We start from the raw sequence: 26,864 nt of genomic DNA, 5'->3' as shown, positions 1-26,864 counted from the left end.
TCATGCGGCTGTGGAGTAACGATTGATTGCTTCCGGCAAACCGAACCGCGCTCGCAGCGTAGTGCCTTCGCCGTTGTGAACGAGCTTGTGAACCTGCAATGCGGGCAGCAGTTCTTTGAGAACGAAATCGCTTTGCGATTGCGGATCAGACAAGAGCAACCGTATGCCTGAAGCGCCCAACTTTTGGCTCTCAGTAACCGCATCAATTATTTGCTGAACACTCGGTTTGTCAGAAAGCGTGATGTCGGTGACGACAAACGGCGCCGGGCGATCATGCACGGATGCGCCCGCAGCTCTGATAAGCTGTTCATCTGCTGGAACAAAAACCACATCCGCACTGCGAGCGATGTTCAGCTCATCAAGGTTTGAAAGTGCGGCCGCTACAATCGGCTGGCCCTGCGGTGGACGCGGGGTGATCGAAGGCCCAAGAACCCTGAAATTGTCGCTTTCAAAGTTGATGTAATGCAGTTTGGATGCATCCAGAAAACGTTGCGTTTTCTTGTCATGGATAACGGCATCGTCTTCCCAGCTATCCCAAAGCCTCCGAATAACTTCGATTGCGTCTTGAGTGTCCGTTTTAAGCGCCTGTTGATCAAGCGAAGGATAACCATCCAATGCACCCAGCGCTTTGCTGGCTTCCAGATTGCGCTGGTTTGTGAGCCACTGGACAAGAAGTCCAGCACGCCCTTCGCTGACATAATCGAGCGTCGCAATGGCGGTCGAAAGGTGGAAAGGTTCCAGAAAATTCAGCGGCGCACCGGCGATGACACCAATATTGCTAAGACGCGGTGCAAGCCAGTTTGCCAGCAAGAGGGCGTCCAGCCCATCGCCGCCCTTGTGTGCAAACTCATCTTCCAGTGTCAGAAATGTAACGGCACCATCGAACGATTTTGTCAGCTCCGTCCAGAACTGCCGTGATTGCTTGAGGCTGGTTTGAGGTGCGATTGCGGCGCTGAGACCCACCCCCAGAAGCAGGGCTTTAGACTGCGTCATGATTGAATTCCGATCGTAGTTGAATGGTTTGGATACCTAGCCAGCGCGAACAACGCTCAGCTCTGGCTTGCTTGGGGCCGACGCAGGAAGAAGCCGCGCGAAATCTGTGAGTATTTGCGCATAATCCGCGGCATGAAACTCATAAGGCAGCTCCAACCGAAATTCGGAGACAAGCGGCAAAACAGGATCGGCTGCGAGTGTTTCCAGAATTTGTTCTGTCGTGCCCACAATATCGGGCAGAAACAGCGTGCGGCGCGGACCATGGGCAAAACCCGTTCGCTTGTCGCGATCTGCCGCAAATTCCGCGTAGCGACGTCGCGCATCGGGACTTGCGCTGTCCGTGGGCAGGATCACCCGGCCAAGTGCAACACGCGGCGCACGGTCATGCACCCACTCCTGACGGAACCTTTCTATGAGTGCTTTCTGGGCCGTCAGAAAATCATCCGTGTTGTCACCGCTGACAATGTTTCCGGTCAGAAGATTGAACCCAGCCTGACCCGCCCAACGTGCGGAATTCTGTGATCCACCTCCATACCACAAGCGGTTGGGCAGCCCTTCGGCAAAAGGCCTCAAACGGGGAATTTGCGCACTAGCGGCATTGCCCGCTTCGGTTTCGCCCGAAAGCGGTTCTGATCGCAGTGCCTGTGCCAGTTTTTCTGCGCGCGTATGGCTGTAATCGGCAATTGGTGCGGCATCGACTAAATCTGCGATAAGATGAGCGAAAGGCGGCGCCCCCACTGAAACCCCAACATTCAGCCTGCCGTTTGACAGCAGGTCCACAGTTGCAAGATCTTCGGCGAGCCGGAACGGGTTTTCATAGCCGAGCTGGATAACGGCAGTGCCAAGACCAATGCGTTTCGTCCGCTGCGAAGCGGCAGCGAGAAAGGTAGCAGCAGAAGAAATACCACGCTCCAGATGGCGCTGACGCACCCATGCGCTGTTATATCTCAGTCGCTCTCCATGTTCGAAAAGCTGGAGCGTATCCTCTAGCCCCCTTGCGGGATCATTCTCCTGATGACTGCCCGGAACGAGAAAGGCGAAATGTTCGATATGTGAAACGGGCATGGCTTGATTCCCTTCTCACGCAGCGGTTTCGCGATAGCTCTGAAGTCGCGCCAGAATTTTTACTTCCTGCTCCGCTTTGCGCTCTTGCACGCGCTGCGTTGCCTCTTCAAATGAAGCCGATGCGGGATAGAGCGGCGACGATATCGGCTGGCCCAGCTTGGCACCAATGTGCTTCTCAAAAGGCAGCGAGCGATATTGCTGAACATCTAAAGATGTGTCGAAGAGCGGGCGATAACCGAGTGAAATGTAAAGCGCTGTTGCCTCGGGCTGGCGAAAGCCGGTCGAGAGATAGGCGCGCGTGTAACCCAGATCACCGGCACTTTTTTCAAGCGCCAAAACGATACGGCGCGCCAGCCCCTGTCTGCGCAAATGCGGTGCGGTCCATATTCGCTTGAGTTCGACGGTTTCTTCGTCATGGCTCATATAGCCGCCACCGGCAATGGTTTCACCATCGCGCTGCAGCAAATGGAAACCGCCAAGTGGCGGCGCAAACACCTCCGCGGGATAGCGCAGAATTTCACTGCGCGCCCCGCCCGGCCGATCCAGATTCGCATAACGGCTATCATATTCATGAACCAGACCGTCAATAAGCGGCTGTGCGGCAGGGTCCAAAAGAGAAGACTGGACGATAATATCAACCATAGAAAGCCTCCGCTGAAACAAATCCTGTCCAACCTGTGTTGTGTGGAGGCAAAGGCCGCCATCGAACAGGGTCTCCTTTAACGGTGCCTCGTTGCTCGCCCGTTTGCACGGCATGAACGTTTAATGAGCGTGCAAATATTGGAAGATCGTTGCTCGATTAATATTCTATAAAAAACATAGATTATCTCCTCATTGAAGTTGTTGGTGAGGATCAAATGCCCTACGCGCTCAGTTTTCTCGATAAAAGTCCCATTCATGATGGCGAAGCAGCCCAGGCGGCGCTGACCCGCACGATAAAGCTTGCGCAGAAAGCAGAAGCTGCAGGCTTTCACCGTTTCTGGGTGGCAGAGCACCACAACTCACCGGGGCTTGCCAGTTCGTCACCGGAGGTACTAATCGGCTTTTTGCTGGCCCACACCCAGCATATCCGGATTGGTTCGGGCGGTGTGATGCTGCAGCACTACAGCGCTTATAAAGTCGCTGAGAACTTCAACCTTCTTGCTTCGCTTGCCCCTGGACGGGTCGATCTGGGGGTCGGAAAAGCGCCCGGAGGTCTGCCGCTTTCAACCCGCGCCTTGCAAGGCGCTTATGACCCGGACCGAAAACCATCCTTCCAAAAGCAACTCGCAGAGCTCGATGGCTTTCTCGATCATGGTTCTGAAAAATCAGATGATGATAAGGGCATCGCCGCATATCCGGTGCCGCCGCAAAAACCTGAACGTTTCCTGCTGGGTGCGAGTGTCGAAAGTGCTGAACTTGCGGCTCACCTTGATTGGAACTTCGTCTATGCCGGCCATATTCAGGGCGATCCGGCAGCGATCGAAGAAGCGGTTGACGCCTATCGGGCAATCGCGAACCGTCCTGCCGTGTTAGCGGTCAGCGTTATCGTTGCTGAGAGCGACTCTGAGGCAGAAAAACTGGCAGGTGATATTCGCCGCTTCCGTGTTGCGGTCGAAGGCCTGCAGCCGGTCAATGTGGGGAGTCACGAACAGGCGCTTGAATATGTGCGGCAGGCCGGCGCCACACAATACAGCATCGAAGAGCGCACGCCCCGTGTCATTCGTGGAACAGCCTCGCAAGTTCACACGGAACTTCAACGTCTGCACCGCGAGTTGAGTATCGCTGAGTTCGTTATCGACTGCCCTGTTTCCGAAGGCAGCCAACGTCTCAAAACCATTGAGCTGCTTGCCAATAGTCGCCCTGCAATCGCGGCATAACACTCTCCCAATTCCCGACACTGGATATTCAACGTGATTACGAGACGAGATTTTCTGGCTGGCGCAAGCGGTATTGTTCTAACTATCGCCACCGGAGCTGAAATCGCTTTGACGGAAGCGCGTGCCGAACCCGTGAGGGGCGGTTCGCTCACATGGGGCGTCGAGTCGGAGCCAAGCACCCTCAATCCCCATTTGAACGGTCAGGCCAAAGCCAAGCTCATCCTGCGTAACAGCTATGAATCCCTTCTGGCACGCACGCCGGACGGTAGTTACGTGCCCTGGCTCGCCAGGAGCCATGAAGTATCAGAAGACGGCAAGACCTATACGTTCAAGCTCCGCGATGGCGTGAAATTTTGGGACGGCGAGAAATTCGATGCAGCAGCCGTTGCGCTCAACTTTACCAAACTCAAAGAACCTACCTATTCGGGAAGCATCAGTGCGGGCCACGTCGCGCGTGTCAGCGAAGTCACCGCCGTTGACCCGCTCACACTCGTCATCAGGCTTGACCGCGTTTACGCACCTTTCCTGGATGGTGCGGCTGGCATTGAATTGATCTCACCCAAAGCATTCGGGTCTGCCCAGCTAAAGGCCGGTGGAAGAGAAGTCGCGGGAACCGGGCCATTCATAATCGACCGTTATATCAAGGGTCAGGAAATCCGCTTCGTCAAAAACCCGGACTATAACTGGGCGCCTGAAAATGCGGCCCATCAAGGTCCAGCCTATCTGGATGATGTGACCTATCGCTTCCTGCCGGAATCTTCGGTGCGTATCGGCGCACTCACCTCCGGCCAGATCGACGCAGCTGAAGGCATTTCCGGCAATGACGCGCAACTTTTCAAGGATAACCCGGAATTTACCTACCAAACTTCGATCAACACCGGAACGCCTTATACGCTCTACCTCAACGTCAATCGTGCGCCCACTTCTGATGTCAACGTGCGCAAGGCCGTGCTGGCTGCAATTGATGTCGAACGCATTATTCAGTCGGTATATCGCGGAGAACGTGAACGCGCCTGGGGCATCCTCACCCCAGCCGATACTGACTTTTACGACAAGTCCATTGAAGGTACTTACGGCTTTAATCCGGAACTTGCCAACAAGCTTCTCGATGAGGCTGGCTGGACAGAGCGCGATGCCGACGGGTTTCGCAACAAAGACGGCAAGCGCCTGACAATCGAGGTTGTGCAGTCACAATCCACCGTGCGCGACCAGCGGGATATTCTGTTGCAGGCCGTACAGGCGCAGGCCCGGCAGAATGCCGGCATCGATATTGCGCTGCAATATGTTGATGCGGGAACCTATTCCAGCCGCCAGAAAGACGGCGAATACGGCATCATTCCAAATTCGACGACGACGCAGGAAAACGGCGTCACCATCTACTTCCACTATCTGCCCCGCGATAAGGGCGGCTCGATCAACTATAGTCGAACCGAAGACCCGAAAGTCTCCGCATGGCTGGACCAAGGCGCTTCCACGCTCGATTCCAAAAAACGCTTTGAAATTTACGCAGAACTGCAACGTTTTGCGCTGCTCGATCAGGCTTATGGCCTGCCGCTCTATGTGCCTGCCGATCAGATCGTCGCATCATCTCGCGTTCAAGGCATCGGTTTCCGCCCTTTCAAGCGGCTTCCGGAAAACGCCTACGATATCTGGCTTCAAGATTAATTTCATCCTGCTTACGAGAAACCGATACATGTTTAATCGCCGTTATTTTCTCACGCTCGGAACTGCACTTTTCGCGGCAGTCGCACTGCCAAAAATCGCTTTCGCGCAAGATGCCAAACCCATTGAAGGCGGCAAGCTGGGCTGGGGTGTTGAAACCCAGCCGGCGACCCTTAACCCGCAGCTCAACGGTCAGGACAAGACCAAACTCCTGCTGCGAAATTCCTATGAATCGCTGCTTGCGCGCACCGCTGAAGGCGGTTACGTGCCTTGGCTGGCGAAAGACCATGAGATTTCGGAAGACGGTAAAACCTACACATTCACACTGCGGGACGATGTAAAGTTTACGGACGGCGAAAAGTTCAATGCGGAAGCCGTGGTAGCCAACATTACGGCGCTCAAAGACCCGGCTTATTCAGGCAGCACAAGCACCGGGCCTGTTTCGCGCATTGCAGAAGCGAAGGTGCTTGACGAAAATACCGTCAGTTTCACGCTCAAAGGCATTTACGCGCCATTTCTCGATTATATTGCCAGCCTGGAAATTCTCTCGCCTGCTGCATTCAAATCCGAAGAAATCAAATCCGGCGGACCTGAGATTGCAGGAACCGGTCCTTTCATTTTGAAGCGTTATGCCAAAGGACAGGAACTCAATTTCGTAAAAAACCCGGAATACAACTGGGCACCGGCGAATGCGGGTCATCAGGGTCCAGCCTACCTTGATGAAGTGACCTACCGTTTCTTGGGCGAGTCATCGGTCAGAACCGGCGCGCTTACCTCTGGTCAGGTTGATGTCATTGAAGGTGTATCCGGCAATGATGCAGCGCTGTTCAATGACAATCCTGATTTCACCTATCAGACAGCGTTGAACACCGGCACACCTTATTCGCTTTTCCTCAATGTCGAACGGGGTCCGACGCAGGAGCTCAATGTCCGCAAAGCGCTCATTGCTGCGATCGACGTCGATGCCGTACTCAAATCCGTCTATCGGGGTGAGCGCACTCGCGCATGGGGCATCACTTCGCCGATTGATCCGCAGTTTTACGACAAAAGCATCGAAGGAAAATACGGGGCCAATCCAGAACTTGCCAACAAACTTCTCGATGAAGCGGGCTGGACCGAACGCAATGCGGAAGGCTTCCGCACCAAGGATGGTAAGCCGCTGACGATTGAAGTTATTCAGGCGCAGGCAACGGTGCGTGACCAGCGCGATGTTCTCTTGCAGGCTTTGCAGGCACAGGCGCGCCAGAGCGCGGGTATCGATCTGAAGATTGTTTATGTTGATGCCGGGACCTACACAGACCGCCGCAAGACAGGTGACTTTGGCTCGATTGCCAATTCCAACACGCCAACCGACGCCATCGACATAGAACTGCACTACCTGCCACTCGATAAAGGTGGTTATATCAATTACAGCCGCGCTTCAGCACCTGAATTGGCGCAATGGCTGAATGAAGCCGCCTCAACGCTCGATCAGGCCAAGCGGTTTGAACTTTACAGCAAGCTGCAGAATTTCGCCATTCTGGATCAAGCCTATGCCTTGCCGCTCTATGAGCCAGAGGATCAGATTGCTGCTGCAAGCTATGTCAAGGGCATCAGCTTCCGTCCCTTCAAGCAACTTCCTGAAAGCGCATACGACGTATGGCGCAGCGAGTAGCTACGTCTTCCCGCGGATTTCGGCACAGAGGAGCTACAGATCATGGATGCTGAAAATACCACGACCATCGGTCGCGCACCTGCAAGCTGGTTGCCCCGGCGTTTCGGAGTCCCGCGTAACAGTCTTATGGGACAAATCACCCTTCGCATAAGCTCAGGCCTGCTGGTTCTTTGGGCTGCAATCACCCTGAGCTTCATAAGCGTCCATCTCGCACCCGGCGACATTGTCAGCATATTGATAGGCGAGCAGCTGCGCACGCCTGAAGTTGAAGCGGCCATTCGCGCAGAATGGGGGCTGGATGATCCAATCTTCATGCAATACCTGTCCTATCTCGGACGTATTCTGCATGGCGATTTTGGCCGCTCCTATTACCTGCAGACGGATGTCTCGCAGCTTCTGTTTTCTCAGATGTGGCCCACCTTGAAACTTGCCGGTGCAGCACTTGTCGTCGCAATCGTCTTTGCAACTGTTAGCGCTGTTTTGACAGCCGGCAAAAAGCTGCCGCGCTCAATCGCGGCAGGCGTTGAACTGGTGCTCATTTCAACACCATCCTTCTGGCTCGGTATTGTCCTCCTTTTCGTCTTCTCCTTCACGCTCAAGCTATTTCCAGTGTCAGGGGACAGGAATTTTGCGGCACTCATCCTGCCAGCGCTTTCGCTGGGCTTGTCCTTGGGCGCTGTCATTGGACAGGTTCTACGCGAAGGCCTGGAGCGCGCGCTGGAGGAGCCCTTTGCCCTCACGGTGCGCAGCTGGGGGACCAGCAATCTTGTGTTGCGGCTGAGGCACGGTTTGCGCCATGCGTCGCTGCCAGCCGTAACACTCACCGGCTGGCTGATTGGTGGGCTTCTTTCAGGCGCCGTCATTACCGAAGCCGTCTTCGGGCGTCCCGGTCTTGGCCGCATCACGGTTGATGCAGTGCTTTATCACGACCTGCCGGTCGTGCTGGCTGTCGCTATTTTCTCGGCGTTTATCTATGTGGTGATGAGCACCATCGTTGATGTGCTCTATCTGCTGATTGATCCGCGCCTGAGAACCGAAGGCCGGAGATAAGCCATGAGTGTCACCCCCGCACTGGAAACACGCCCGGCGGCAAAGCCGGCTGCCACTAGCTTACCTAAACAGGTCCGATTGGTCCTTTCCAGCCCGACACTGGCACTACCAACGCTCTTTCTAACGCTAATTACCGTTGCAACGCTCTGGCCGGGTTTACTTACAACAGCCGATCCATTGCTAGCGGATCCTCTACAGGCACAATTGCCGCCTTCGGTAGATCATTGGTTTGGTACTGATCATCTGGGCCGTGACGTGTTTTCACGCGTGGTTCACGGTGCGCGTTATTCCGTTCTGATAGGCTTTAGCGCTGTGGCAATCGGTGCTGTCGCCGGTTCCATTTTCGGGCTGCTTGCTGGATTATCGCGCGGCCTGATTGATGAAGCAGTTTCCCGTTTTCTCGATGTGGTGTCTTCGTTTCCCGATCTGCTGCTGGCATTGGTGCTCATCTCGTTCACGGGACCGGGCACCGTCAATCTGATTTTTGCGCTTGGCGTGGCCATCATTCCGCGTTTTGCCCGCGTCGTGCGTGCACAGACCTTTGTCGTCGCGCAGAGCGGTTATGTCGAGCAGGCCAAAACATTTGGGCTGAAGCGTCACATCCTCGTGCTGCGGCACGTATTGCCTCACGCCATTGCACAAGTGCCGATCCTTGCAACAATAGGACTTGGCACAGCAATCATCAGCGCAGCGGGCTTGAGCTTTCTTGGTATGGGACCGCAACCCCCAGCACCGGAATGGGGGGCGATGCTTTCAGAGGCGCGCAATTATCTGCGTGTTGCATGGTGGATTGGCGTCTGGCCCGGTCTGGCCATCACACTCACCGTTATCTCCATCAGCATTCTCGGACGCCGTTGGCAGCTTGCCTTTGAAGGCCGGAGGCAGTCATGACAACGCCCCTTGTTGAAATCCGCAATCTATCCATCAGCTTTCAACGCGATGACCAGTTGGTCAAAGTCGTTGAAGGCATTAATCTGACCATCCACCCAGGAGAGACGATGGCGCTGGTCGGAGAGTCCGGTTCGGGCAAATCTGTGACGGCACGCGCATTGATCGGACTCTCAGCACCTGGCGCAATCGTCAAGGCCGACCTTTTCGAGATCGATGGCTTGAGTGTCCTTGATTACCGTGACAAGGAATGGCGGAGTTTACGCGGCCACAAGATCGGCTTTGTCCTACAGGACGCACTTGTCTCGCTTGATCCACTGCGTCGCATCTCGCAACAGCTTTCCGATGCCTTCGGCGTGAAGGGCTTTTTCCAACGACCAGATGTCAGGGATCGTAGCAAGGCTTTGCTGCGCTCGGTTGGCATTCCCGACCCGGATCGCAGGTTGCTGCAATATCCACATCAGCTTTCGGGCGGTTTGCGACAACGTGCGCTGATCGCAACAGCGGTTGCACGTTCGCCGTCGCTGCTCATTGCCGACGAGCCGACCACAGCGCTTGATGCAACGGTTCAAAAGCAGATTCTTGATCTTCTTGCGGAGCGCCGCCGGGCTGGCGAGACGCTTCTTCTGATCAGCCATGATCTTGCTGTTGTATCACAGATGGCCGATCGCATTCTGGTCATGCACAATGGGCGGATAGTTGAGGAAGGCCCAACGATGCAGATACTCAACACACCGAAGGAAGCCTATACGCGACATTTGCTTGAAGCCGTACCGTCGGCGGGATCACGCGGCTATCGCCTCTCGCCCGTACAGCCGCACCAACCGCAAGTCAGGATGGCCCTACCAGCAAAGCGCATCGATGAGAGCACTAATGTTCTGGAAGCCAAAGGGCTTTTCAAACATTATGGTAAGGCCAACACGCCTTTTGCCGTCAATGATGTCTCATTCTCGCTAAAAGCGGGTGAAGCGCTTGGCATTGTTGGGGAATCCGGCTCAGGTAAAACCACCGTCGCCAAGATTGTTCTCGGGCTTACAGAACCCGATCAAGGCACATTGCATATTGATGGCAAGCTGTGGAGCAATCTGCGCGAGGAAGAACGCCGCTCGCAACGTAAGCATATGCAACTGATTGCGCAGGATGCGCTCAGTTCGTTCGACCCGCGTTATACGGTTGAAAAGATTGTCGGTGAAAGCCTTGACTCGGTTCATGTCTATGGTGACGAACGGCGCAGGCGCGTGGTGGAAGTGCTGGATGCCGTGCGTTTGGGATCGCAGCTTCTCAAACGCTATCCCCGCGAGTTGTCTGGCGGTCAGCGCCAGCGTGTTGCCATCGCGCGTGCCTTTGCACCGCGTCCGAAACTTCTGGTCGCTGATGAGCCTGTGAGCGCGCTTGATGTATCGGTGCAAGCTCAGGTACTCGACCTTCTGGCTGAGCTACAAGCTGCCTGCGGCACGTCGCTTCTGTTCATTTCCCACGACCTTGGCGTCGTCCAACATCTGACAGACCGTGTTCTGGTGATGAAGGACGGTCGCATCGTTGAAAGCGGCGCTGTTGAACGCGTCTTTTCCCAACCCCAACACAGTTACACACGCGCATTGCTGGATGCAGTTCCAACGATAAGCGCCGCTTGAATTATTATTTAACGCGCATCTTGTCCGAAAACCGTTTCTCACTTTTCGGGATGCGCTTCTTGAGGAGATCACAATGACCAGAACACGTACCCGCCGCTTGAAAACCCTGTTTGGAGCCAGCAACGTTGTTTGCGCGGACAATGATCAGGACAAGACCTTTGGGTTCAAACGCGCAATTGAGCTGGCAAAGAAGGCTGAAGCCGAGAAAATCACCGGCCTTTTTACAGCCGACCTTCTGCAACTTGATCCGGCGGGTCTTGCAGGCACAACCGGCACACAAGACCCGGTTATCGCTCTTGCAGCGCTGGCCCATGCCACATCGCATATCGGGCTTATTGCGACCGTCTCAACGACGTTTCTGCATCCTTACAATCTTGCACGCCAGATCGGAACGCTGGACCATTTGAGCGGTGGCAGAACAGGCTGGAATGCCGTGACCTCTTCGGTCGGCGAAGAAAATTTCGGCGGCGACCTGCCAAGTCCGGAAGAACGCTATGAACGGGCTGCAGAATTTATTGAGATCGTCAACGCCCTCTATGATGCGAATGAACGCGATGCAATCACCCGCAAGGCGTCAGGTAATATCTCTGTCCACCCGAAAAAATTTCACCCTATCAACTATCACGGCAAGCATTTCAGCGTCGAAGGCCCCCTGAATGTGCCACCTCTGCCGCAGGGTCGTCCGGTTCAGTTTCAGGCTGGTCAATCCGATGCCGGTATCACGGTTGGCGCGCGCTATGCCGAGGTCGTCTATACGTCACAGCCGAAGCTTGAAGATGCAGTGGCATTTGCCACCGAGCTGCGCCGCCGCGCGACACAGTTTGGCCGTGGGAATAATCTGCCATTCATCATGAACTCGCTTCATTCGCTGATTGGCTCTTCTGAAGCGGATGTGGCCCGACGCCTGAAAGACAAGCACGAGGCAATCGACTATGATCAGGGACGGATCAAGCTTGCTGATATGCTCGGCGGGCATATAGATCTGAGCGATCTGCCGCTTGACAAGCCGCTGCCAGAAAACCTGTTGCCGGAAATCACCAGCATTAACCGTCGCCGGGGCCGTGTCGAGGTGTTCCGTCGTTATGCGCGTGAAGGCCTCACCTTGCGCCGGTTGATCATTGAGGCGCAGGAAACCGGCCACTGGTCGATTGCAGGTACGCCAGAGCAACTCGTCGATGCTATTGAAGAACGTTTCAATACAGGTGCTGTTGACGTTCTCACGCTGCACGGTATTGGTAACCCCGATCAGGAAGATCTGCTTCTAAATGGTCTGATCCCGGAGCTTCGCCGCCGGTCGCTGATTGATACAGATTACATCGGAGCAGATTTCCGCACCAACCTGGAACTGCCGCCCTTATCTGTTACCACACCATCTCAGGCCCGGAGCGCTTGAAATGGCAAAGCGTGAGGGTTTTCTGCGTTTTGGTTTGTTCGTCTATCCTGTCGGCCACCATATTGCGGCATGGCGACACCCGAACGCTGTCGCAAATGCTGGCATCAATTTCGACTATTACCGCAACGTTGCCTCGCTGGCAGAAGCAGCCAAATTCGATCTGCTGTTTCTTGCTGATGGTGCGGGAACTCGCGGCGACAATCTCGAAATTCTGAGCCGCACCGCGCATAGCTATGTAGCACAGTTCGAGCCCCTCACGCTTTTGTCCGCGCTCTCGGCTGTCACTAGCCATATCGGTTTAGTTGCAACCGCCTCATCGAGCTTCAATGAGCCTTTTCACATCGCACGAAAATTTGCGTCACTTGATCATTTAAGCGGTGGACGTGCGGGCTATAACCTTGTGACTTCCGCGAGCGACTTTGAGGCGCGCAATTTCAATCTCGACCGGCATTATGAACATGCCGACCGTTATGAGCGGGCGGAAGAATTGGCAGATGTCGTCAAGGGTCTTTGGGACAGCTGGGAAGAGGACGCCTTCCTCTATGATAAGGAAGAGGCGCGTTTCTTCGACCCTAGCAAGCGGCACGTGCTCAATCACAAGGGAAAGTACTTCTCGGTTCAGGGGCCGTTAAATGTGCCACGTTCCCCGCAAGGACATCCCGTGACGGTGCAGGCCGGTTCGTCAGCGGCTGGAAAGGAACTGGCAGCGAAAAGTGCGGATGTCGTTTTCACAGCACAGCAGACAGTTGAGGAAGCCGCCGCCTTCTATAAGGACGTCAAACAACGTGCAGCGCACTATGGCCGTGATGCCGACGACATCAAAATCATGCCAGGCATTTTTCCGGTCGTTGGCCGCACCCGGCAAGAAGCCCAAGATAAATTTGACGAATTGCAGAATCTCATTCACCCATCAGTGGGGCTCAATATTCTTTCTTCAGGCTGGTCTGGTCCGGACCTCTCCCAATTTGATCTAGACGGCCCCGTGCCCGAATTACCAGAAACCCAAGGCAGCAAAAGCAGACAGGAGCTCCTGTTTGAACTGGCGCGGCGCGAAAACCTGACCATCCGCGAACTATATCTGCGGGTTGCAGGCGCTCGTGGTCATCTGCAAATCGTAGGCACGGCAACAGACGTGGCCGACGCACTCGAAGAGCGTTTTGAAACCTACGGCGCAGATGGATTTAATGTCATGCCACCGATCTTTCCAACCGGTCTTGAAGATTTTGCCAAGCTGGTTCTGCCGGAGTTGCGCCGCCGCGGGATTGCCCGCAGCAATTATGATGGCCCGACATTGCGGGAAAACCTTGGGCTGAGAGCCCCAACAGCCAGCGACAGAAATACAAATCAAACTTAGGTAAGGCAGATCTTTGTGACTCCGCCGAACCTAGACGCGTCCATCAAACTCCGGATGCTTTGAAATAGAGAGGTGGCTACGAGAAAGTATGATCGCTCTAACGCAGCCACCACCGTGATGACGCGGCGGATGGTCTCTACGTTCCTCCGAGCAACCCGTTTCGCGGCTCCCCTTCGGCCCTCTTAATGGTGATGGCCGCCTCCCGTATCCCGATGTGGTTCGGTTCAGTGACACTGACCGGTTTTTGACGAAGCCGGATTTGAACTTTTAAACCGGCCACTCGTCTGGTTCGCAGCGTTTCGCATCCCCGATGAGGTTGTGCCAGAACGTTGGCGAAATGCAGGGTTAAAATAAGAAAGATCGCCAAAGCCAGCCTCATAAGCGATTGAGCTGACTAGACACTTAGCCGAGTTCATAACGCGCCCTCTTGACATATCTAATCGACGTTCAAACGTATCGGGAGAATGTCGTATTCTCGGCCTGAAAGAGCTTTTGTACCTAACGGGCCGACTGAGATGAGGACGCGCTACTGGCCTGCAGCTTTTGTGGTCCCATTGAAGGCATTCTTTTTATTCGCCTGGATCAGTACAAGATGACAATCGACAGTCGCGGTTTTTTTTGATCTCTTGCGACAGAATACTACTATCGATCGAATGCCTTTGCGGAGCCAGATAAGTTCGCATATTATTCGCGCGCCGGTTCAATCGTGACGGTTGCGGTGCGGCCCGCAATGAGCCGGACCGCATCCGGGATGTCATCGATCTCGATCCGTACCGGAATCCTCTGGGCCAGACGGATCCAGGAAAATGTAGGAGCCACACTTGCGAAAGAGCCGACAGAGTCGCTTCGCTCCCGATCCTCTATACCGGCGGCGATGCTTGCGACATGCCCGACTAGCGGTTCCCGCTCACCCATAATATCGATCCTCACCACATCATTGATGTGGATTCTAGGAAGCTTCGTCTCTTCGAAATATCCTGCGACATAGATGGATTCTCTTTCAACAAGAACACCGATCGCACTTCCCGCAGAAACATAATTCCCTTTGCGCAAGGAGAAATTGGTGATCGCCCCTGATGCCGGTGCCTTCACGGTTGTGCGCTCAAGGTTGAGTGCGGCCAGATCCCTCGCCGCAAGCGCCGCTTGATATGCTGCGTCTGCCTGATGCATCTGGCTCTCCGCCTGCTGCCGCTGCTTTAGGCTGGCTGCTCCTTTCGAGGCGAGCAGTTGATATCGTTCGAAATCTGCCCTCGCCAGCTGCACGGCGGCCTTCATGCTCTGTATCCGGGCTTCCGCTTCGCGGAGAGCAAGCTTGAAACGATCTGTTTCTATGCGGAACAGCGGCGCTCCTTTCTCCACCCAGGCGTTGTCGGGCACCAAAATCTCGGCAACGGGTCCAGAGACATCCGGCGCAAGTTGCACAATATCAGCACGGATGTGAGCGTCGCGCGTCCACGGCGCCTCCATGTAGAAGGTCCATAGGTGCCAGCTCAGTACCGCCGCGCAGCCAACCATGGAAAGTGTCAAAAGGACACGCCCTGAAATAATGGTAATGTATTTCATCTTTGAAGCCAGTTTAAAACGGCGGACAACCCTCCGAGGAGCGTGACGTAGAATGCTAGATTGAAAAGCGGACGATGCCATACCAGTCTATAAAATCCGATTTTGCCGAGAACGGGAGCGAGAACGCGGAATACGCCGTACGCGAGAAGGGCCACCACCGCAAACCACGGCATGAAGACTCCGTAGAGATCAAACTGCCCGGTCACGCGACGATCCCCCTTGCAGGTCGCGTTGTTAAAACCGGCGGATCAGCGTCCGGGGAGAGGCAAACTCGAAGAGCGGCCGCGCTCACCAAAAGCTCCCTTTCCACAATCGATGGGACCTTGCCCGAAGGGGAAACAACAAGATCATCCAAAGTCGTGAGGACATTTTCCAAAGATCCCCGACGGCGACCCGACCGAGGGTCGTACACCTCTTCCAGCGCCTCGAAGACTGCTTCCGCTTTACAGCGGATAGAGCTGGACGCTTCATCGGCAAGTCTTCGCATCGCCATCATATGAAATCCCGTTCGCAGATCGCGTGTAAGATCGGCATTTGCGGCATCGGAAGTCGATGGAAGTTTTGCAGCTCGGGAAGCGAAGAGGCCGGCAACATCGATGAGGCGATGGTGCGTGACGTGGCTGTCGGTATGTCTTCCAGCAGCGATTTTCGCGACATGCTTCTGTGCAACGGAAAAAAGCCTTCTGGCGTTGGTCTCCGCCCTGACCGATCGGAAAAGCCTGCAGACCACAATCGTCCAGATCATCGCAAGAATGGTCGCGATTCCTGTGTTCGCGAACATGACGAAGTCATTGCTCTGGTGTGACTGGAGCATCAGAAGAAGAGGAAAGTTTATACACAACCCCATCCCGACGACTGCCAGGGAGGGCAAAGCGAGACATATCCCGGCCGGAATCAGAAACAGCCCGAGAGCGGCGGCGAGCGGCACGAAACCATCGATCATCGGAAGAACCGCGAAGCCGTAGACGAACGCCGCGACGAACGCCCCGATTGTCACGACAACAAACTTGCGCATGGCAGGGACTGGATCGTCCATCATCGCGAGGAGGCAACAAAGAACACCTGATATCTGGGTGAGTGTCATTCCCTCAGACCAACCGCTCGCGATCCAGAATGACGACGTGGACGCGAGGCAAATCGCAACTGCCAGCGCTGATAACAAAGCCATGCCGACGTCATGATGCTGGGCCGGGGGCTGGTTGGGAGCAGCGAGGCGGCGCGCCGCTCTCGCCGTGTTCTCCTCTTCTAAGGCTTCACGAAGGGTGGCGCAGTCGTCGTTGATCCGAAGAGTATCCCGGAGGTTTCGAGCGGCATTGGCCAGAAGGAGCTTTTCCCAAGAAAGGGCCGCATCAGAAGGGCCCAGCGCGTCAATTTGTGTCTGGAAGCTTCTTGGGAGGGGCTTTGATTGGGAGCCGATCGCCGAGCCGACAACCGCAATCAACGACAAAGCCTCGTTCGAACCGGGCGTATCAAGCTTGACCAGTGATCGTCGTAAATCCTCCAATTCTGACAAGAGCGGGAGGAGAGCAACCATGCGGTGCTGCAGGGATCGCACCAACGATATCCCAAACCGATATCTGGAACCATCATATTGAAGATGGATTGTAAATGACCGCAAGTCTGCCGCGTCCGCAGCCAAACACTGTCGTTCTATTCTGTTCCGGGTTTCGCCATATTCTCCGACCGCTGTTGCTGTCAGGAGCGGCCACGCCCTGGCGATCCATCCGTCGATCCGATTGACGAGAACGGTACCCAGATGAGCCGGAAACACGACATGACTGATGATTGACGCACATATAATTGCAAGACCGATTTCCTCAATGCGGGACACAACCGTGTCGAATGTGTTCGCCGGCGCCGTGACCAACGGCAATCCTGCAAGAAGCACCGTATATCCGGCCAGCAATGGAACATAGCTACGCGGTGTGCGGTCAAGAAGACTGACGAAAGTGCATGCCGATACCCATGCAATGATAGCTGCTGAAAGCATCATCGGTTCGTTCACCAGGTTTGGAACCATTGCGATCGTTACACCGCCGCCGATGAGTGTTCCGAACAATCGATAGACCGACTTCGATGAGGTCGCGCCCGAAAGCGGATGAGCGACGATGTATACGGTCGCCACCGCCCAGAACGGTCGAGGAAGATCGAAACTGATGGCGATGAAATAGGCAAGCATTGCCGCGAGGAATGTCTTCAATGAAAAGACGACTGCCGCGGTGGTAACAACCGGCCGAGCGTTCACACCTCATCTCCTGGCTGGAAATTCCTTCCCGAAAAGCCTCGCTCGTCAATGGTGCCGATGAGGCCGTAAAGCGCAGGAGAAACATAGAAAAAAGGCGACGCGGCAACGCAGGCGTGGAAGTAAGATTCCGCAGGGTCTACACATGCAATGGCCGGCGTATTTATTGTCGGAGAAGTCAGCAAGACCCGGCACCTGGAAAGGGAGGAGCTCACTCTCCTCAGTACAGGGAGGAGGCGACTTAGAGCTGCCCCGATCCGCGATGGCTGGAATGAGACTTCGATTGATGAGGGGCGGTTATATTGAGGATCGTTTGGTTGAAATGCCATTGTAGTCTCCGAACGTCGTGTCCATTCGAAAGCCTATCGACAAATGAGATCGGGGAATTTAGTTATTCTCCCAGATGATAGCGAAATCCAACCAACCTCCGCTTTCCCTTTCCTGGGCTCGGGACGATCATGATCTTGACAAATCTCCGGCACGGGTGAGTGCTGTGAGGATTGATGTGTCGCAAAATGAACGCGAAGCCCCTGAACATCGCCATTGCAAAGGCCAGCTCGTTATGGCTTTGCGCGGTGGAGTGACTTGTCGCGTTCCGAGCGGAATGTGGATGGTGCCTCCTCATTGTGGCATCTGGGTTCCAGGGGGTATGCTGCACAGCAATGTGGCGACTGCCAATGCTCGATTATTCTTCTTGTTCATTGAGCCAGGCGCTGCCGAACTCCCGAACCGATGCTGCACGCTTTCCCTGTCTCCGCTTGTCAGGGAACTTATCATCGAGATGGCTGACCAGTCTCCCGTCGCGATGGCCAATACGGAACTTATCACCACGTTGCTTCTATCGGCTCTGTCGCGTATGCCAGTACAGGATCTGCATCTGCCACTGCCGGATGAACCTCGGCTTGGGCGGATCGCGAGAGCCCTGGTCGACGATCCTTCCGACCGTAGCACGATAGCGCAATGGGCCACGCGAATGGCGATGAGCGAGAATTCGCTCGCTCGTCTGGTTCAACACAAAACCGGCTTGAGTTTCGGTCGTTGGCGACAGCAGTTGCAGTTGATCATCGCACTGCGAAGCCTTGCAGCCGGGGCGACGGTGCAGCAGGTTTCTGGCGATCTTGGATATGAATCTGTGTCCGCGTTCATCACTATGTTCAAGAAAGCGCTCGGCACGACGCCGGCCAAATATCTCAAGAACTGGGATCTTTAATCCTCGGTGACTAGGTTAAAGACGCGAAAGGCAATTATGAATAACCTTTGGAAGGAAGACTGCTATATCACCCAATTCCCAACTCTATCACCAAGTTCGCAGCCAGCAAAAATGTTCGACATTCCTGTCGGATAGTTGAGTGGTGTGTCTGCTTTTACAGACAGCCATCTGCACGACCGTAAACCCGAACCCCGACAAGCAAACTATCGGCGTTCGCGTTGATCAGTTTGCCCCCAGATCATAGCCTCCTGCTTTTAGAGCATTTCCAGCAAAAGTGTGAAACGATTTTGCTGGAAATGCGATAAAATAAATAGTTAGAGCGGTTCCGGCGATTCTGTTAGAACGGGAACCGCTCTAGCACACAGCCCCCGGCACCAATTTCCAGTCCATAAGCTATTCGACCACATCTTCCATGGCTTCGGTTCCAAATTCCCTTCCTTCAAGGGCGCATCCGCTTTCGGCGGCTGGCCGAGCGCGGATATCTCCGGCGGCAAGAGGAAATCAAGGTGACAGCTGAGGTGCCGGGTCTCGAAGAAAAGGACATTGAGGTCCTGCTCAACCAGGGCGTGCTGACGTTGAAGCTCGAAAGCGCTCCGGGACGGAGGACAAGGACGACCAAGTGGATGCGCGATTCAATAATGGCGTTCTGACCGGTAGCTTGCCGAATAGCGAAGAGGCGCAGTCGCAGGTGAAGCGCATCACCATCAAGAGTTAGCGTATGGCAGGCGTCGGCGGGGGCATCTGCCGCCGTCGGCTGCATCCTTCTCCAGAGAGGAAGGGATGAACAATTGAGATAATGAGACAGATCAACTGGAAATTCAGTTGCGCAGGGTTACCCTCGAACGACAATCGGTACTCTCGCGCTGACGTTTGCCGCTGTCGCCGGGCGCTCGTGCGTGGCGCGTGAGCGAGGTTAGACGCGGTTGATCGCGTCTCCTTAAAGCCAATACGCCGTGGCGATTGCTGCTTATGGAATTGTTGGCTGTGATCTGAATGGCCGAAATGGAGGCGCAAACAAGACCCGCAGCGACGTATCTCGCAGCATTTGCGCCGGGAAATAGGCCAGCTTAACCCGCTAAAATATTTGCGACAGAACCGTTACAAGGACGTTCGCCGCGACAAAAGGACGAGGAAGCAAGTCCCGCCGAGAAGCGAAGCGAAGAGGCCAAGCGGCAAATTGTAGGGAAAGGTCACTATCCGCGCGAGCCAATCGGCGCTGACCATCATCACCACGCCAATCAGCATGGAGGACGTGAGGAAGCGCTTGGGCGTGTGCAGCCCGAAATTGCGCGTCAGATGCGGAGCGATCAGCCCAACAAATGAGAGCGGCCCGACCATCATGGACGCAATCGCCGTCAGAAGCGCTGCAATCAGCACGATCACAAGGCGCGGCAAAATGAGCGAAAGACCGAGGCTGCGCATCGTCACCGAACCGAGCGGCAAAATGTCGAGCCAGCGCGACAAAGCGAGCAGGATTGTAAAGCCGACGACCAAAGCGAAACCGGCCATCCAAAGCTGCATGGGCGCCGACTGCGTGCCGGTGCCGCTCAACCAGCCGAGCAGGACAAGGGCCTGTGGCGAACCAGTTGCTATGATTGCGGTCAGAATGGAGCTGACCATCGCGCCAAGGCCGACACCAGCCAGAAGCAGTTTTTCCGCACCGAAACCACTCCGTGCGGCGACCGCCAGAACGAAGATCAGCGCCAGCACCGAGCCGATCGAAGCGCCCAGCCATTGCAGGGAAACGCTCCCGACGGGAAGCAGGAGAACCACCGCCAGACCGGCACCGGCACCAAGGCCGACGCCCAGAATTTCGGGGCTGGCGAGCGTATTGCCGGTCATGCGCTGAAGAATGGCTCCAGCCAGAGCCAGCATGCCGCCGGATAAGCCCGCAAGCGCAAGTCTTTGCGCCCTCCAGTTGAAAAGCGCATCAAACAGTTCACCTCGAGCGAGAACGAAGCCTTCCTCACTCCGACCAAGACCGAGCGTGATGGCGGCGACAATCAAGACAAGGAGCAGCAGAATGCCGAAGAAAAGCCCCGTGCGCCTGAGGCGAACGGCCCTTACCTCACTCTGGCCCGATGGCCATTCGAACATACGCAGACGCGGTAGCATCCACAACAGCACGGGGCCGCCAAGCAGTGCAGTCGCAGCGCCCACCGGCAGGCGGTCACCGGTGACGTTCTGCAACAGGCTGACGCATCCGTCGGTCAACCAGAGCAAAATCGCTCCAATGGCAGGCGCGGTGATCAGCTTCGTCTTGAGACGCCGCGCACCGGACAGTTGCGCCAGCGTCGGGGCGACCAGACCAACAAAGCCTAGTATGCCAACCTCGGCGGTGATGCTCGCCGCCAGCCAGACAGCGATGGTAATCACCAGAAGGCGGCTTGCCGCCAGCGACAGGCCGAGGCTGCGCGCATTGGCGTTGTCGAGCGCCAGCAATGTCAACGGACGCAGCAGGAACAAAGCAGTACCGCCGCCGATCAGAACCCTGAGGCCAAGCGAGATGCCGGGTCCCCAGCTTTGCTGTTCCAGCGAACCTCCGCCCCAGACGAACAGCGAGAAAACATATTCGCCATTGGCGAGGATAAGCGCCGTGCTTGCCGCCGTTGCGGTCAGCGACACGATCATGCCGCAAAGAATAACCGAAGCCGGTTCCAGCACGCGTTTCCAGTTGAGCGCCAGCACCAGACTGACCGCCGCCAGCCCACCCGCCAAAGCCAACCATTCGCGAAAGATGAGGGCCGCGGGCAGATAGAGCATACCCGCCGTCATGGCGAGTTGCGCACCGGCAGCGATGCCGAGTGTCGACGGTTCGGCGAGCGGATTGCGTAAGACCTGCTGCAACAGCAGACCGGAAAGCCCGAGACCTGCGCCGCAGATCAGCGCCATGGCATTGCGCGGCAGAACGGTGTCGAACGCTATGACCCGGTAAAGCGCCAGCAGTTCCGGTGAATCGGCAGGGGCATTCAGCGCCCGCGTGAACTCGAAAGCGGCCATTAGGGCTGCGACGAGCGCGAGCAGTGCCCAGAACAGAAGCGGCCTGAGGCCTGCAACTCTATTCTCCGTCATAGGCTGCTCTTCCAGTTTTCATGAAGAAGCTGGGCAAAGCGGCGTGCAGCTGGCAATCCGCCAAAATGGTCGAGCGGCGGCAGAAACAGAACCCGCTTTTCACGGATAGCGGGCAGCGCATTCCACAAGGCATTCTGCGGCAGACGATAAAGCGTTTCCGGATCGGTTGGACCGACGACCACGATGGATGCGTCTGGCATTTCGGCCAATTGCTCCAGTCCTACCGGCGCTGCGGCTGAATAGCTTGTTTCGCGCGTCCACGCATTCTCGAAATCAAGCCGAACCAAAACGTCGCCAAACAGGCTGTCGCGCCCGAATGCGCGAAAATGGCGGGCATCGCCCAAACTGATGACAAAGACCTTCCGTCCCGATACCGAGGCCAAGTGCTGCCGCGCCTCTCCAATCTCGCGTGCAACAGTCGCGACGTAAGCGCGCCCTTCCGCAGCCAGACCAAGCTTTTCGCCAAGGCTTGACGTCGCCTCTTCCAGCATCGCATAGGGCAGCTGACCGGCGCTGTAGACAGTCGGTGCAAAGACCGGCGCAATGCGTTCAAGGGCTGCACGCTGATATTCATAGAAGTTGGAGGCAACAATCAGGTTCGGTTCGATCATGCGCAGCAGTTCAAGATTGGGCGCACCGCGCAGACCGAGATCGGCGACGCTATCCGGCAAGGCAGGTTCAAGCTGCATCTGCCGGTATTGGCGCAGTTCTGCCGCTGCCACAGGCACAGCGCCGATGGCCAGAGCGGTCTCCAGCATGGCCCAGTCGATCGCTGCGAAACGCACTCTCGCCGCTCGAGCCGAACGCAGTGCAGGCGCCGCAAAAAGGGCGCCTGCAAATCCGAGAACCGTGCGACGACTGACTGTCACGAGGGAACCCGCGTCCGGAACCGGCGCGTCACCACTGGGTGTGCACCCTGAGCAAAGCCTTCCTGCCTTCGCCGTAACCGCAGACATAGACGCCCTGGCATCCAGCAACATAATCCTTGTCGAACAGATTGGTCACGTTGAGATCGATGCCCCAATTATCTTTTTCATAGCCGATTTTCAAATCGGCGAGTGCCACGGCGGGTACCTTGAGCGTGTTCTGCTCGTCGGCGTAGGACGAACCGACATAACGCACGCCGCCGCCCAGCGTCACGCCTTTCAGTGCGCCTTCGGGCACCGTATACTCGACGAAGACCGAAGCCTGATGCTCCGGCATGAGATAAGGACGCTTGCCGACAAGCGACCCGTCCGAGGCGTTTTCCTTGACCTTCAGGTCATAGGCGGTGACACTCGCCGTGACCTTCCAGTCTTCGGCAATATTGGCCTGCATCTCAAGTTCGAAGCCGCGCGAATTGACCTTGCCGAGCTGTTCACGGGCAAAGCTGGAGCCGGTCAGCGAGTTTTCCTTAGTCAGGTCGAAAAAGGACGCGGTGATCAGGCCATCGAAGAATGTCGGACGATATTTGACCCCCGCTTCATACTGAACGCCGGTTTCCGGCTTGGCGTAGCTCCCGTCATACAGGGTCTCAATGATTGGATTGAAGAAGGTCGCAGCACTCACATAAGGTGTGATGCCATTTTCGAATTCATATCCGAGACCCGCGCGTCCGGAAAAGCGACCCGTATCATATTCGAAGCTCGGCAGGCCTGAGGCCTCGGTCCAGATATGATCGTAACGACCGTTCAGCGTCAGTATCCAGCCATCGCCGAATTCCATGCGGTCCTGCGCATAGACACCCACCTGATTGCGGCGCAGATCCTGATCAATATAGGGATCCCACATCGGCCCCTGCGGCTCGCCATAAACCGGGTTGTAGGCGTCGATGATCGTCGCGCCGCCGGTCTGCTGCATCTGGTCGATGCGGAAATACCGGTATTCCGCACCGAACAGCAGATTGTGGTCGATGGCCCCGGTCGTCACCTTACCTTCAAGCTGGTTATCAGCCTGGAAGGTGTTGACCGTCGTATCGTGCTTGAAGTTGATGCGGGCGAGGTAGGGATTGCCCGCCGCTGGCTGCATCAGAAAACCGTCATAGCCGTACGGGTAGAGGCTATGCTCCCTCACATTGGCAAAGCCGTAACGCACATTCTGGCGGATGGTCCAGTCACTGTCGAATGTGTGTTCAAACTCATAGCCGATCGATAGCTGCTCGCGATCATAGGAATCGACATCCGGCTCAGTAAAATTGGCCTTGCGCGAAATCTTGCCGAACTCGGTCGGCACCACGGTGCCATAGTAAGGCAGAAAGCCGCCATCATGCGTCAGGTCCAGATGGGTATAGTTGGCCAGAATAGTCAGGCTGGTCGATTCATCCGGCTTGTATTCGATGCTGGGTGAGATGACGCCGCGAAATTCCTTGGAGAAATCCGTATAGTTGTCGCCGCCCTGGATTTTGCCGTTAACGCGGTAATTGACCGTTTCCGTCGCCTTGTCGCCAATGTCAAAGCCGAGATAGCCATTGCCATAGCTGTTGATGCCCGCCTCAAGATAGCGCAGGCGTTCACCAGTCGGGCGCTTGCTGATATAGTTCACGATACCGCCAGGGTTGGCGCCACCATAAAGGGCGGATGCTGGACCGCGCAGCACGTCGATGCGCTCAATCCCGAAACTGTCGATCAAAAAGCCGCCAAAGCCATAGCTGAAATTCTGCAGCCCATCGAGATAGGTGCCATTGGCCGTCGCGTCGAAGCCGCGAATATAAAGCCAGTTCGTATCATTATCGACGCCGAAGGGCTGCGCCAGTACGCCGGGCGTATAACGCAAGGCTTCATCGATCTTCTGCGCGCCGAGCGCGTCCATCTGATCGCGCCCCACGACCGATACGGATTGCGGGATTTTATCGATGGCAACGCTGTCTTTTGAACCGGTGATGGTGGCGCGCGGGACAAAACCCTTGACCGGCCCAAGACCTTCGGCGCGCGTGGTGCCGCCATTACCATCGGACTGGATGACAACCGTGTTCAACTCGAGGGGTTTATTGGCTTCCTGCGCCGAGGCTGGAATGCTGGCAAGCGCGGTACCGCTTACCAGCAGGGCGAGAAGATTGTGCTTCATCGACGGCATATGATGTGACCCCTCAATGGATAAAAACGCGAACCTTCACAGGCTCCCGCGCCCCCGCAGACGGGCGCGTTAATATGAGTGCTTATATCAAGAATATTCGGCAGGATTGTTCGTTTTTATGAGAAATTGAACGATCTTCGGTTCATCTCAGCGTGCAGTAAAAAGGCAATCCTTACTGTGGCTCTGTTAGACCTGTTGTCTCAGCCATGCCGCCGGCGTTGTCCCGGTTTGCTTCTTGAAAACACGCGTGAAATGGGCCTGATCGGAAAACCCGACCAGCGCCGCAATATGCGGCAGCGGCGTGTGTGCCTGACGCAGCAGAACCTGCGCACGCGCAATGCGACGTTCCATCTGCCAGTTATGGGGCGACAGGCCTGTCGATGCCTTGAAGGCGCTACAAAAATACGTTTCCGACAGGCCCGCCAGATCGGCCAGCTCCTGCAAACGGATGATGCGCGCGTAATTGTCCTCGATGAATTCGGTCACGCGCCGGAGCCGCCAGGGTGACAGCCTGCTCGCGCATGCACGCGGCTGCGCTTCCGGCCCGAATAGTTCCGCGACCAGCGCGTTGATCAGGCCTTCGCCATAGAGATCATGCAACGGCGCTTTGGACAGGCACTCCTCCGCCAGAAGCCCGCCGATCTGTTCAATCCTGGCGTTGGAAAACAACAGGCGCGGACGCTCAACCGCAGCCCTGTCGAGCGCGCCACCAAAGCGTTGCTGAAGCGTGTTGATGTCGAGATGCAGATCGAGATGCTTGAGCTTTCCGGGTCTCACGCTCTCGCTCCAGATCGTCATGCCCGCCGGAATATAGCAAAGACGCGAAGGGCTCGCGCCTTGCGCAACTGCACGCCCCTTGCTGCCGGGACGGATATCGAGTTCGCCCTGACTTTCGCAGACGAGAAACAGGCGTGGCGCTTGTGAGACATATTCACCCCGCGCATCGGGACCGCATTGGACAGACCACACGTCAGCAATCGCGCCATTCCAGACGCGATAATGAAGATCGTCCAACAAGGCGACGTCTTCGATGCGGCTTTTCATATGCGGATGGAAACCCAAATCTGCTTTCCTGAAATCTCAATCTAAAAGAGGTATAACTTACTCATGTTTTGGTGGCAACTTTCGAAAAGCTGCGTTATTGCAGGGAAAGAACCGCGCCAAAGGACGACGATAGATGACCAACTTGTTCGAACTTGAGAATGTAAGCTTCTCGGTTGCCGGGCGCACTCTGCTGCAGCCTTTGACCATGTCGATACCAGCAGGAAGCGTGACAGCCCTGATCGGACATAACGGTTCTGGCAAGTCGACGCTGCTTAAAATCCTTGCCCGCCAGCAGCCTGCGTCTGGCGGCACAATACAATTTGCGGGCAAGCGCCTCGACCAATGGGGCGACCGCGAGTTTGCGCGCAAACTTGCCTATCTGCCGCAGCAGACCGCATCCGCATCGGGCATGTTGGTCAAGGAACTGGTCGCGCTCGGCCGCTATCCCTGGCACGGCGCCCTGGGCCGCTTTGGCGATACGGACCGCACAAAGGTGGAAGAGGCCATCGAACTGACCGGCATCGCACCTTTGGTAGATCGGCTTGTCGATACGCTTTCCGGTGGCGAACGGCAGCGCGTCTGGCTGGCCATGCTGGTGGCGCAGGATGCGCAATGCCTGCTTCTCGATGAGCCAACCTCGGCGCTTGATATCGCCCATCAGCTGGAAGTTCTCTCTCTGGTGCGCAAGCTGTCGCAGGAAAAGGAACTGAGCGTTTTCATTGTGCTGCACGACGTGAACATGGCCGCGCGCTTCTGCGATTCCATCTTCGCGCTGCACAGTGGTCGCCTCATTGCCCAATCAACACCCGCCGGTGTAATGGAGCCCAGGCGGCTACAGGAGATTTACGGCGTGCCGATGGAAGTCATGCACCACGCCGCAACCGGGCATTTGATTGCCGCTCCTCTCTAATCAGAGCGACCAACTTCCCAGGGTAGCGTTCCAACAGCTTGACCGTGTTGCAAGGCGGCAGACGAGCTTGTGATTTGCGATCGGAGGGAACGGTGGGCGCGCGCCGACCCGCCGTCGCGCTACCTTCGCTGGCAGTGGCTGCAACTTTCGGCCAACTCGTCGTCTCAAACAGATTAAGAAGCGTGGCTGGGATGAACCGCGCACCTCGGATTCGCTGATG

General features: G+C 56.0%; 20 protein-coding genes and 1 pseudogene. 11 read left to right on the top strand and 10 right to left on the bottom strand.

The window, feature by feature from the left end:
• The 3 genes from OINT_RS20660 to OINT_RS20650 all read right to left on the bottom strand — a co-directional run bounded on the left by OINT_RS20660 (window position 1) and on the right by OINT_RS20650 (window position 2,700).
• Window positions 1-963, bottom strand: a complete 963-nt coding sequence (locus OINT_RS20660) for an LLM class flavin-dependent oxidoreductase (protein ID WP_235691693.1) — start codon at window positions 961-963, stop codon at window positions 1-3.
• Window positions 964-1,029: 66 nt separating this feature from the next.
• The gene (locus tag OINT_RS20655) at window positions 1,030-2,058 is read right to left on the bottom strand and encodes an LLM class flavin-dependent oxidoreductase (RefSeq protein WP_006469878.1); all 1,029 of its coding nucleotides are present in this window, start codon (window positions 2,056-2,058) and stop codon (window positions 1,030-1,032) included.
• A 15-nt stretch (window positions 2,059-2,073) separates the two neighbouring features.
• On the bottom strand, window positions 2,074-2,700 hold the full coding sequence (locus OINT_RS20650) for a GNAT family N-acetyltransferase (RefSeq protein ID WP_006471485.1): 627 nt from the start codon (window positions 2,698-2,700) through the stop codon (window positions 2,074-2,076).
• Window positions 2,701-2,915: 215 nt separating this feature from the next.
• Between OINT_RS20650 and OINT_RS20645 the strand changes: the two genes are divergently transcribed.
• The 8 genes from OINT_RS20645 (at window position 2,916) to OINT_RS20610 (ending at window position 13,552) form a co-directional block, all read left to right on the top strand.
• On the top strand, window positions 2,916-3,917 hold the full coding sequence (locus OINT_RS20645) for an LLM class flavin-dependent oxidoreductase (protein WP_006469876.1): 1,002 nt from the start codon (window positions 2,916-2,918) through the stop codon (window positions 3,915-3,917).
• 33 nt (window positions 3,918-3,950) lie between these two features.
• A complete protein-coding gene (locus tag OINT_RS20640; protein ID WP_006469875.1) occupies window positions 3,951-5,582 on the top strand; it encodes an ABC transporter substrate-binding protein in 1,632 nt (543 codons plus the stop codon).
• Window positions 5,583-5,610: 28 nt separating this feature from the next.
• Window positions 5,611-7,233 (top strand): ABC transporter substrate-binding protein, encoded by a 1,623-nt coding sequence (locus OINT_RS20635; protein WP_006471483.1) that lies wholly within the window; start codon window positions 5,611-5,613, stop codon window positions 7,231-7,233.
• Between the two features lie 42 nt (window positions 7,234-7,275).
• Window positions 7,276-8,283: an ABC transporter permease gene (locus OINT_RS20630; protein WP_006469873.1), complete on the top strand. Its 1,008-nt coding sequence runs from the start codon at window positions 7,276-7,278 to the stop codon at window positions 8,281-8,283.
• A 3-nt stretch (window positions 8,284-8,286) separates the two neighbouring features.
• Window positions 8,287-9,174 carry an ABC transporter permease gene (locus OINT_RS20625; protein WP_006469872.1) on the top strand — a complete coding sequence of 296 codons (888 nt, stop codon included), beginning with the start codon at window positions 8,287-8,289 and terminating at the stop codon, window positions 9,172-9,174.
• The gene (locus OINT_RS20620) at window positions 9,171-10,805 is read left to right on the top strand and encodes a dipeptide ABC transporter ATP-binding protein (RefSeq protein ID WP_006469871.1); all 1,635 of its coding nucleotides are present in this window, start codon (window positions 9,171-9,173) and stop codon (window positions 10,803-10,805) included. Before OINT_RS20625 ends, OINT_RS20620 begins: the two co-directional genes overlap by 4 nt.
• A gap of 73 nt (window positions 10,806-10,878) precedes the next feature.
• Window positions 10,879-12,198, top strand: coding sequence for an NtaA/DmoA family FMN-dependent monooxygenase (locus OINT_RS20615; RefSeq protein ID WP_006469870.1), 1,320 nt, complete (start codon window positions 10,879-10,881; stop codon window positions 12,196-12,198).
• Window position 12,199: 1 nt separating this feature from the next.
• Window positions 12,200-13,552, top strand: a complete 1,353-nt coding sequence (locus OINT_RS20610) for an LLM class flavin-dependent oxidoreductase (protein ID WP_006471481.1) — start codon at window positions 12,200-12,202, stop codon at window positions 13,550-13,552.
• Between the two features lie 684 nt (window positions 13,553-14,236).
• Here the strand turns inward: OINT_RS20610 and OINT_RS20605 are convergent.
• Genes OINT_RS20605 through OINT_RS20595 form a run of 3 tightly spaced genes read right to left on the bottom strand, consistent with a single transcriptional unit; the run spans window position 14,237 to window position 17,360 of the window.
• Window positions 14,237-15,115 carry an efflux RND transporter periplasmic adaptor subunit gene (locus OINT_RS20605; protein WP_036565058.1) on the bottom strand — a complete coding sequence of 293 codons (879 nt, stop codon included), beginning with the start codon at window positions 15,113-15,115 and terminating at the stop codon, window positions 14,237-14,239.
• Window positions 15,112-15,321, bottom strand: coding sequence for a DUF1656 domain-containing protein (locus OINT_RS20600; protein ID WP_006469865.1), 210 nt, complete (start codon window positions 15,319-15,321; stop codon window positions 15,112-15,114). Before OINT_RS20600 ends, OINT_RS20605 begins: the two co-directional genes overlap by 4 nt.
• Complete coding sequence (locus tag OINT_RS20595) at window positions 15,318-17,360, bottom strand: FUSC family protein (RefSeq protein WP_006469864.1); 2,043 nt, start codon at window positions 17,358-17,360, stop codon at window positions 15,318-15,320. The genes OINT_RS20600 and OINT_RS20595 overlap by 4 nt, the downstream gene beginning before the upstream one ends.
• A 400-nt stretch (window positions 17,361-17,760) precedes the next feature.
• Here OINT_RS20595 and OINT_RS20590 point away from each other — a divergent pair, with 400 nt between their 5' ends.
• Window positions 17,761-18,567: an AraC family transcriptional regulator gene (locus tag OINT_RS20590; RefSeq protein WP_006469862.1), complete on the top strand. Its 807-nt coding sequence runs from the start codon at window positions 17,761-17,763 to the stop codon at window positions 18,565-18,567.
• Window positions 18,568-18,951: 384 nt separating this feature from the next.
• Window positions 18,952-19,282: pseudogene (locus tag OINT_RS23235) on the top strand (Hsp20/alpha crystallin family protein); the annotation flags it as partial.
• A 383-nt stretch (window positions 19,283-19,665) separates the two neighbouring features.
• On the opposite strand, the gene fhuB reads toward OINT_RS23235, so the two are convergent.
• The 4 genes from fhuB to OINT_RS20570 all read right to left on the bottom strand — a co-directional run bounded on the left by fhuB (window position 19,666) and on the right by OINT_RS20570 (window position 25,752).
• Complete coding sequence (fhuB, locus tag OINT_RS20585; protein WP_006469859.1) at window positions 19,666-21,639, bottom strand: Fe(3+)-hydroxamate ABC transporter permease FhuB; 1,974 nt, start codon at window positions 21,637-21,639, stop codon at window positions 19,666-19,668.
• Window positions 21,636-22,508 (bottom strand): ABC transporter substrate-binding protein, encoded by an 873-nt coding sequence (locus OINT_RS20580; protein ID WP_031352613.1) that lies wholly within the window; start codon window positions 22,506-22,508, stop codon window positions 21,636-21,638. The genes fhuB and OINT_RS20580 overlap by 4 nt, the downstream gene beginning before the upstream one ends.
• Window positions 22,509-22,536: 28 nt before the next feature.
• Window positions 22,537-24,690: a TonB-dependent siderophore receptor gene (locus tag OINT_RS20575; protein WP_006469858.1), complete on the bottom strand. Its 2,154-nt coding sequence runs from the start codon at window positions 24,688-24,690 to the stop codon at window positions 22,537-22,539.
• A 186-nt stretch (window positions 24,691-24,876) separates the two neighbouring features.
• Window positions 24,877-25,752 (bottom strand): helix-turn-helix transcriptional regulator, encoded by an 876-nt coding sequence (locus tag OINT_RS20570; protein WP_006469857.1) that lies wholly within the window; start codon window positions 25,750-25,752, stop codon window positions 24,877-24,879.
• Window positions 25,753-25,867: 115 nt separating this feature from the next.
• Between OINT_RS20570 and OINT_RS20565 the strand changes: the two genes are divergently transcribed.
• Entirely contained in the window at window positions 25,868-26,644 is a 777-nt protein-coding gene (locus tag OINT_RS20565) for an ATP-binding cassette domain-containing protein (protein WP_006469856.1), read from the top strand.
• Window positions 26,645-26,864 lie beyond the last annotated feature (220 nt).

It is taken from the genome of Brucella intermedia LMG 3301, from assembly GCF_000182645.1.
GTDB lineage: Bacteria > Pseudomonadota > Alphaproteobacteria > Rhizobiales > Rhizobiaceae > Brucella > Brucella intermedia.
The sequence above is the reverse complement of the archived record's forward strand: the minus strand, read 5'-3'. Positions and strand labels throughout refer to the sequence as shown.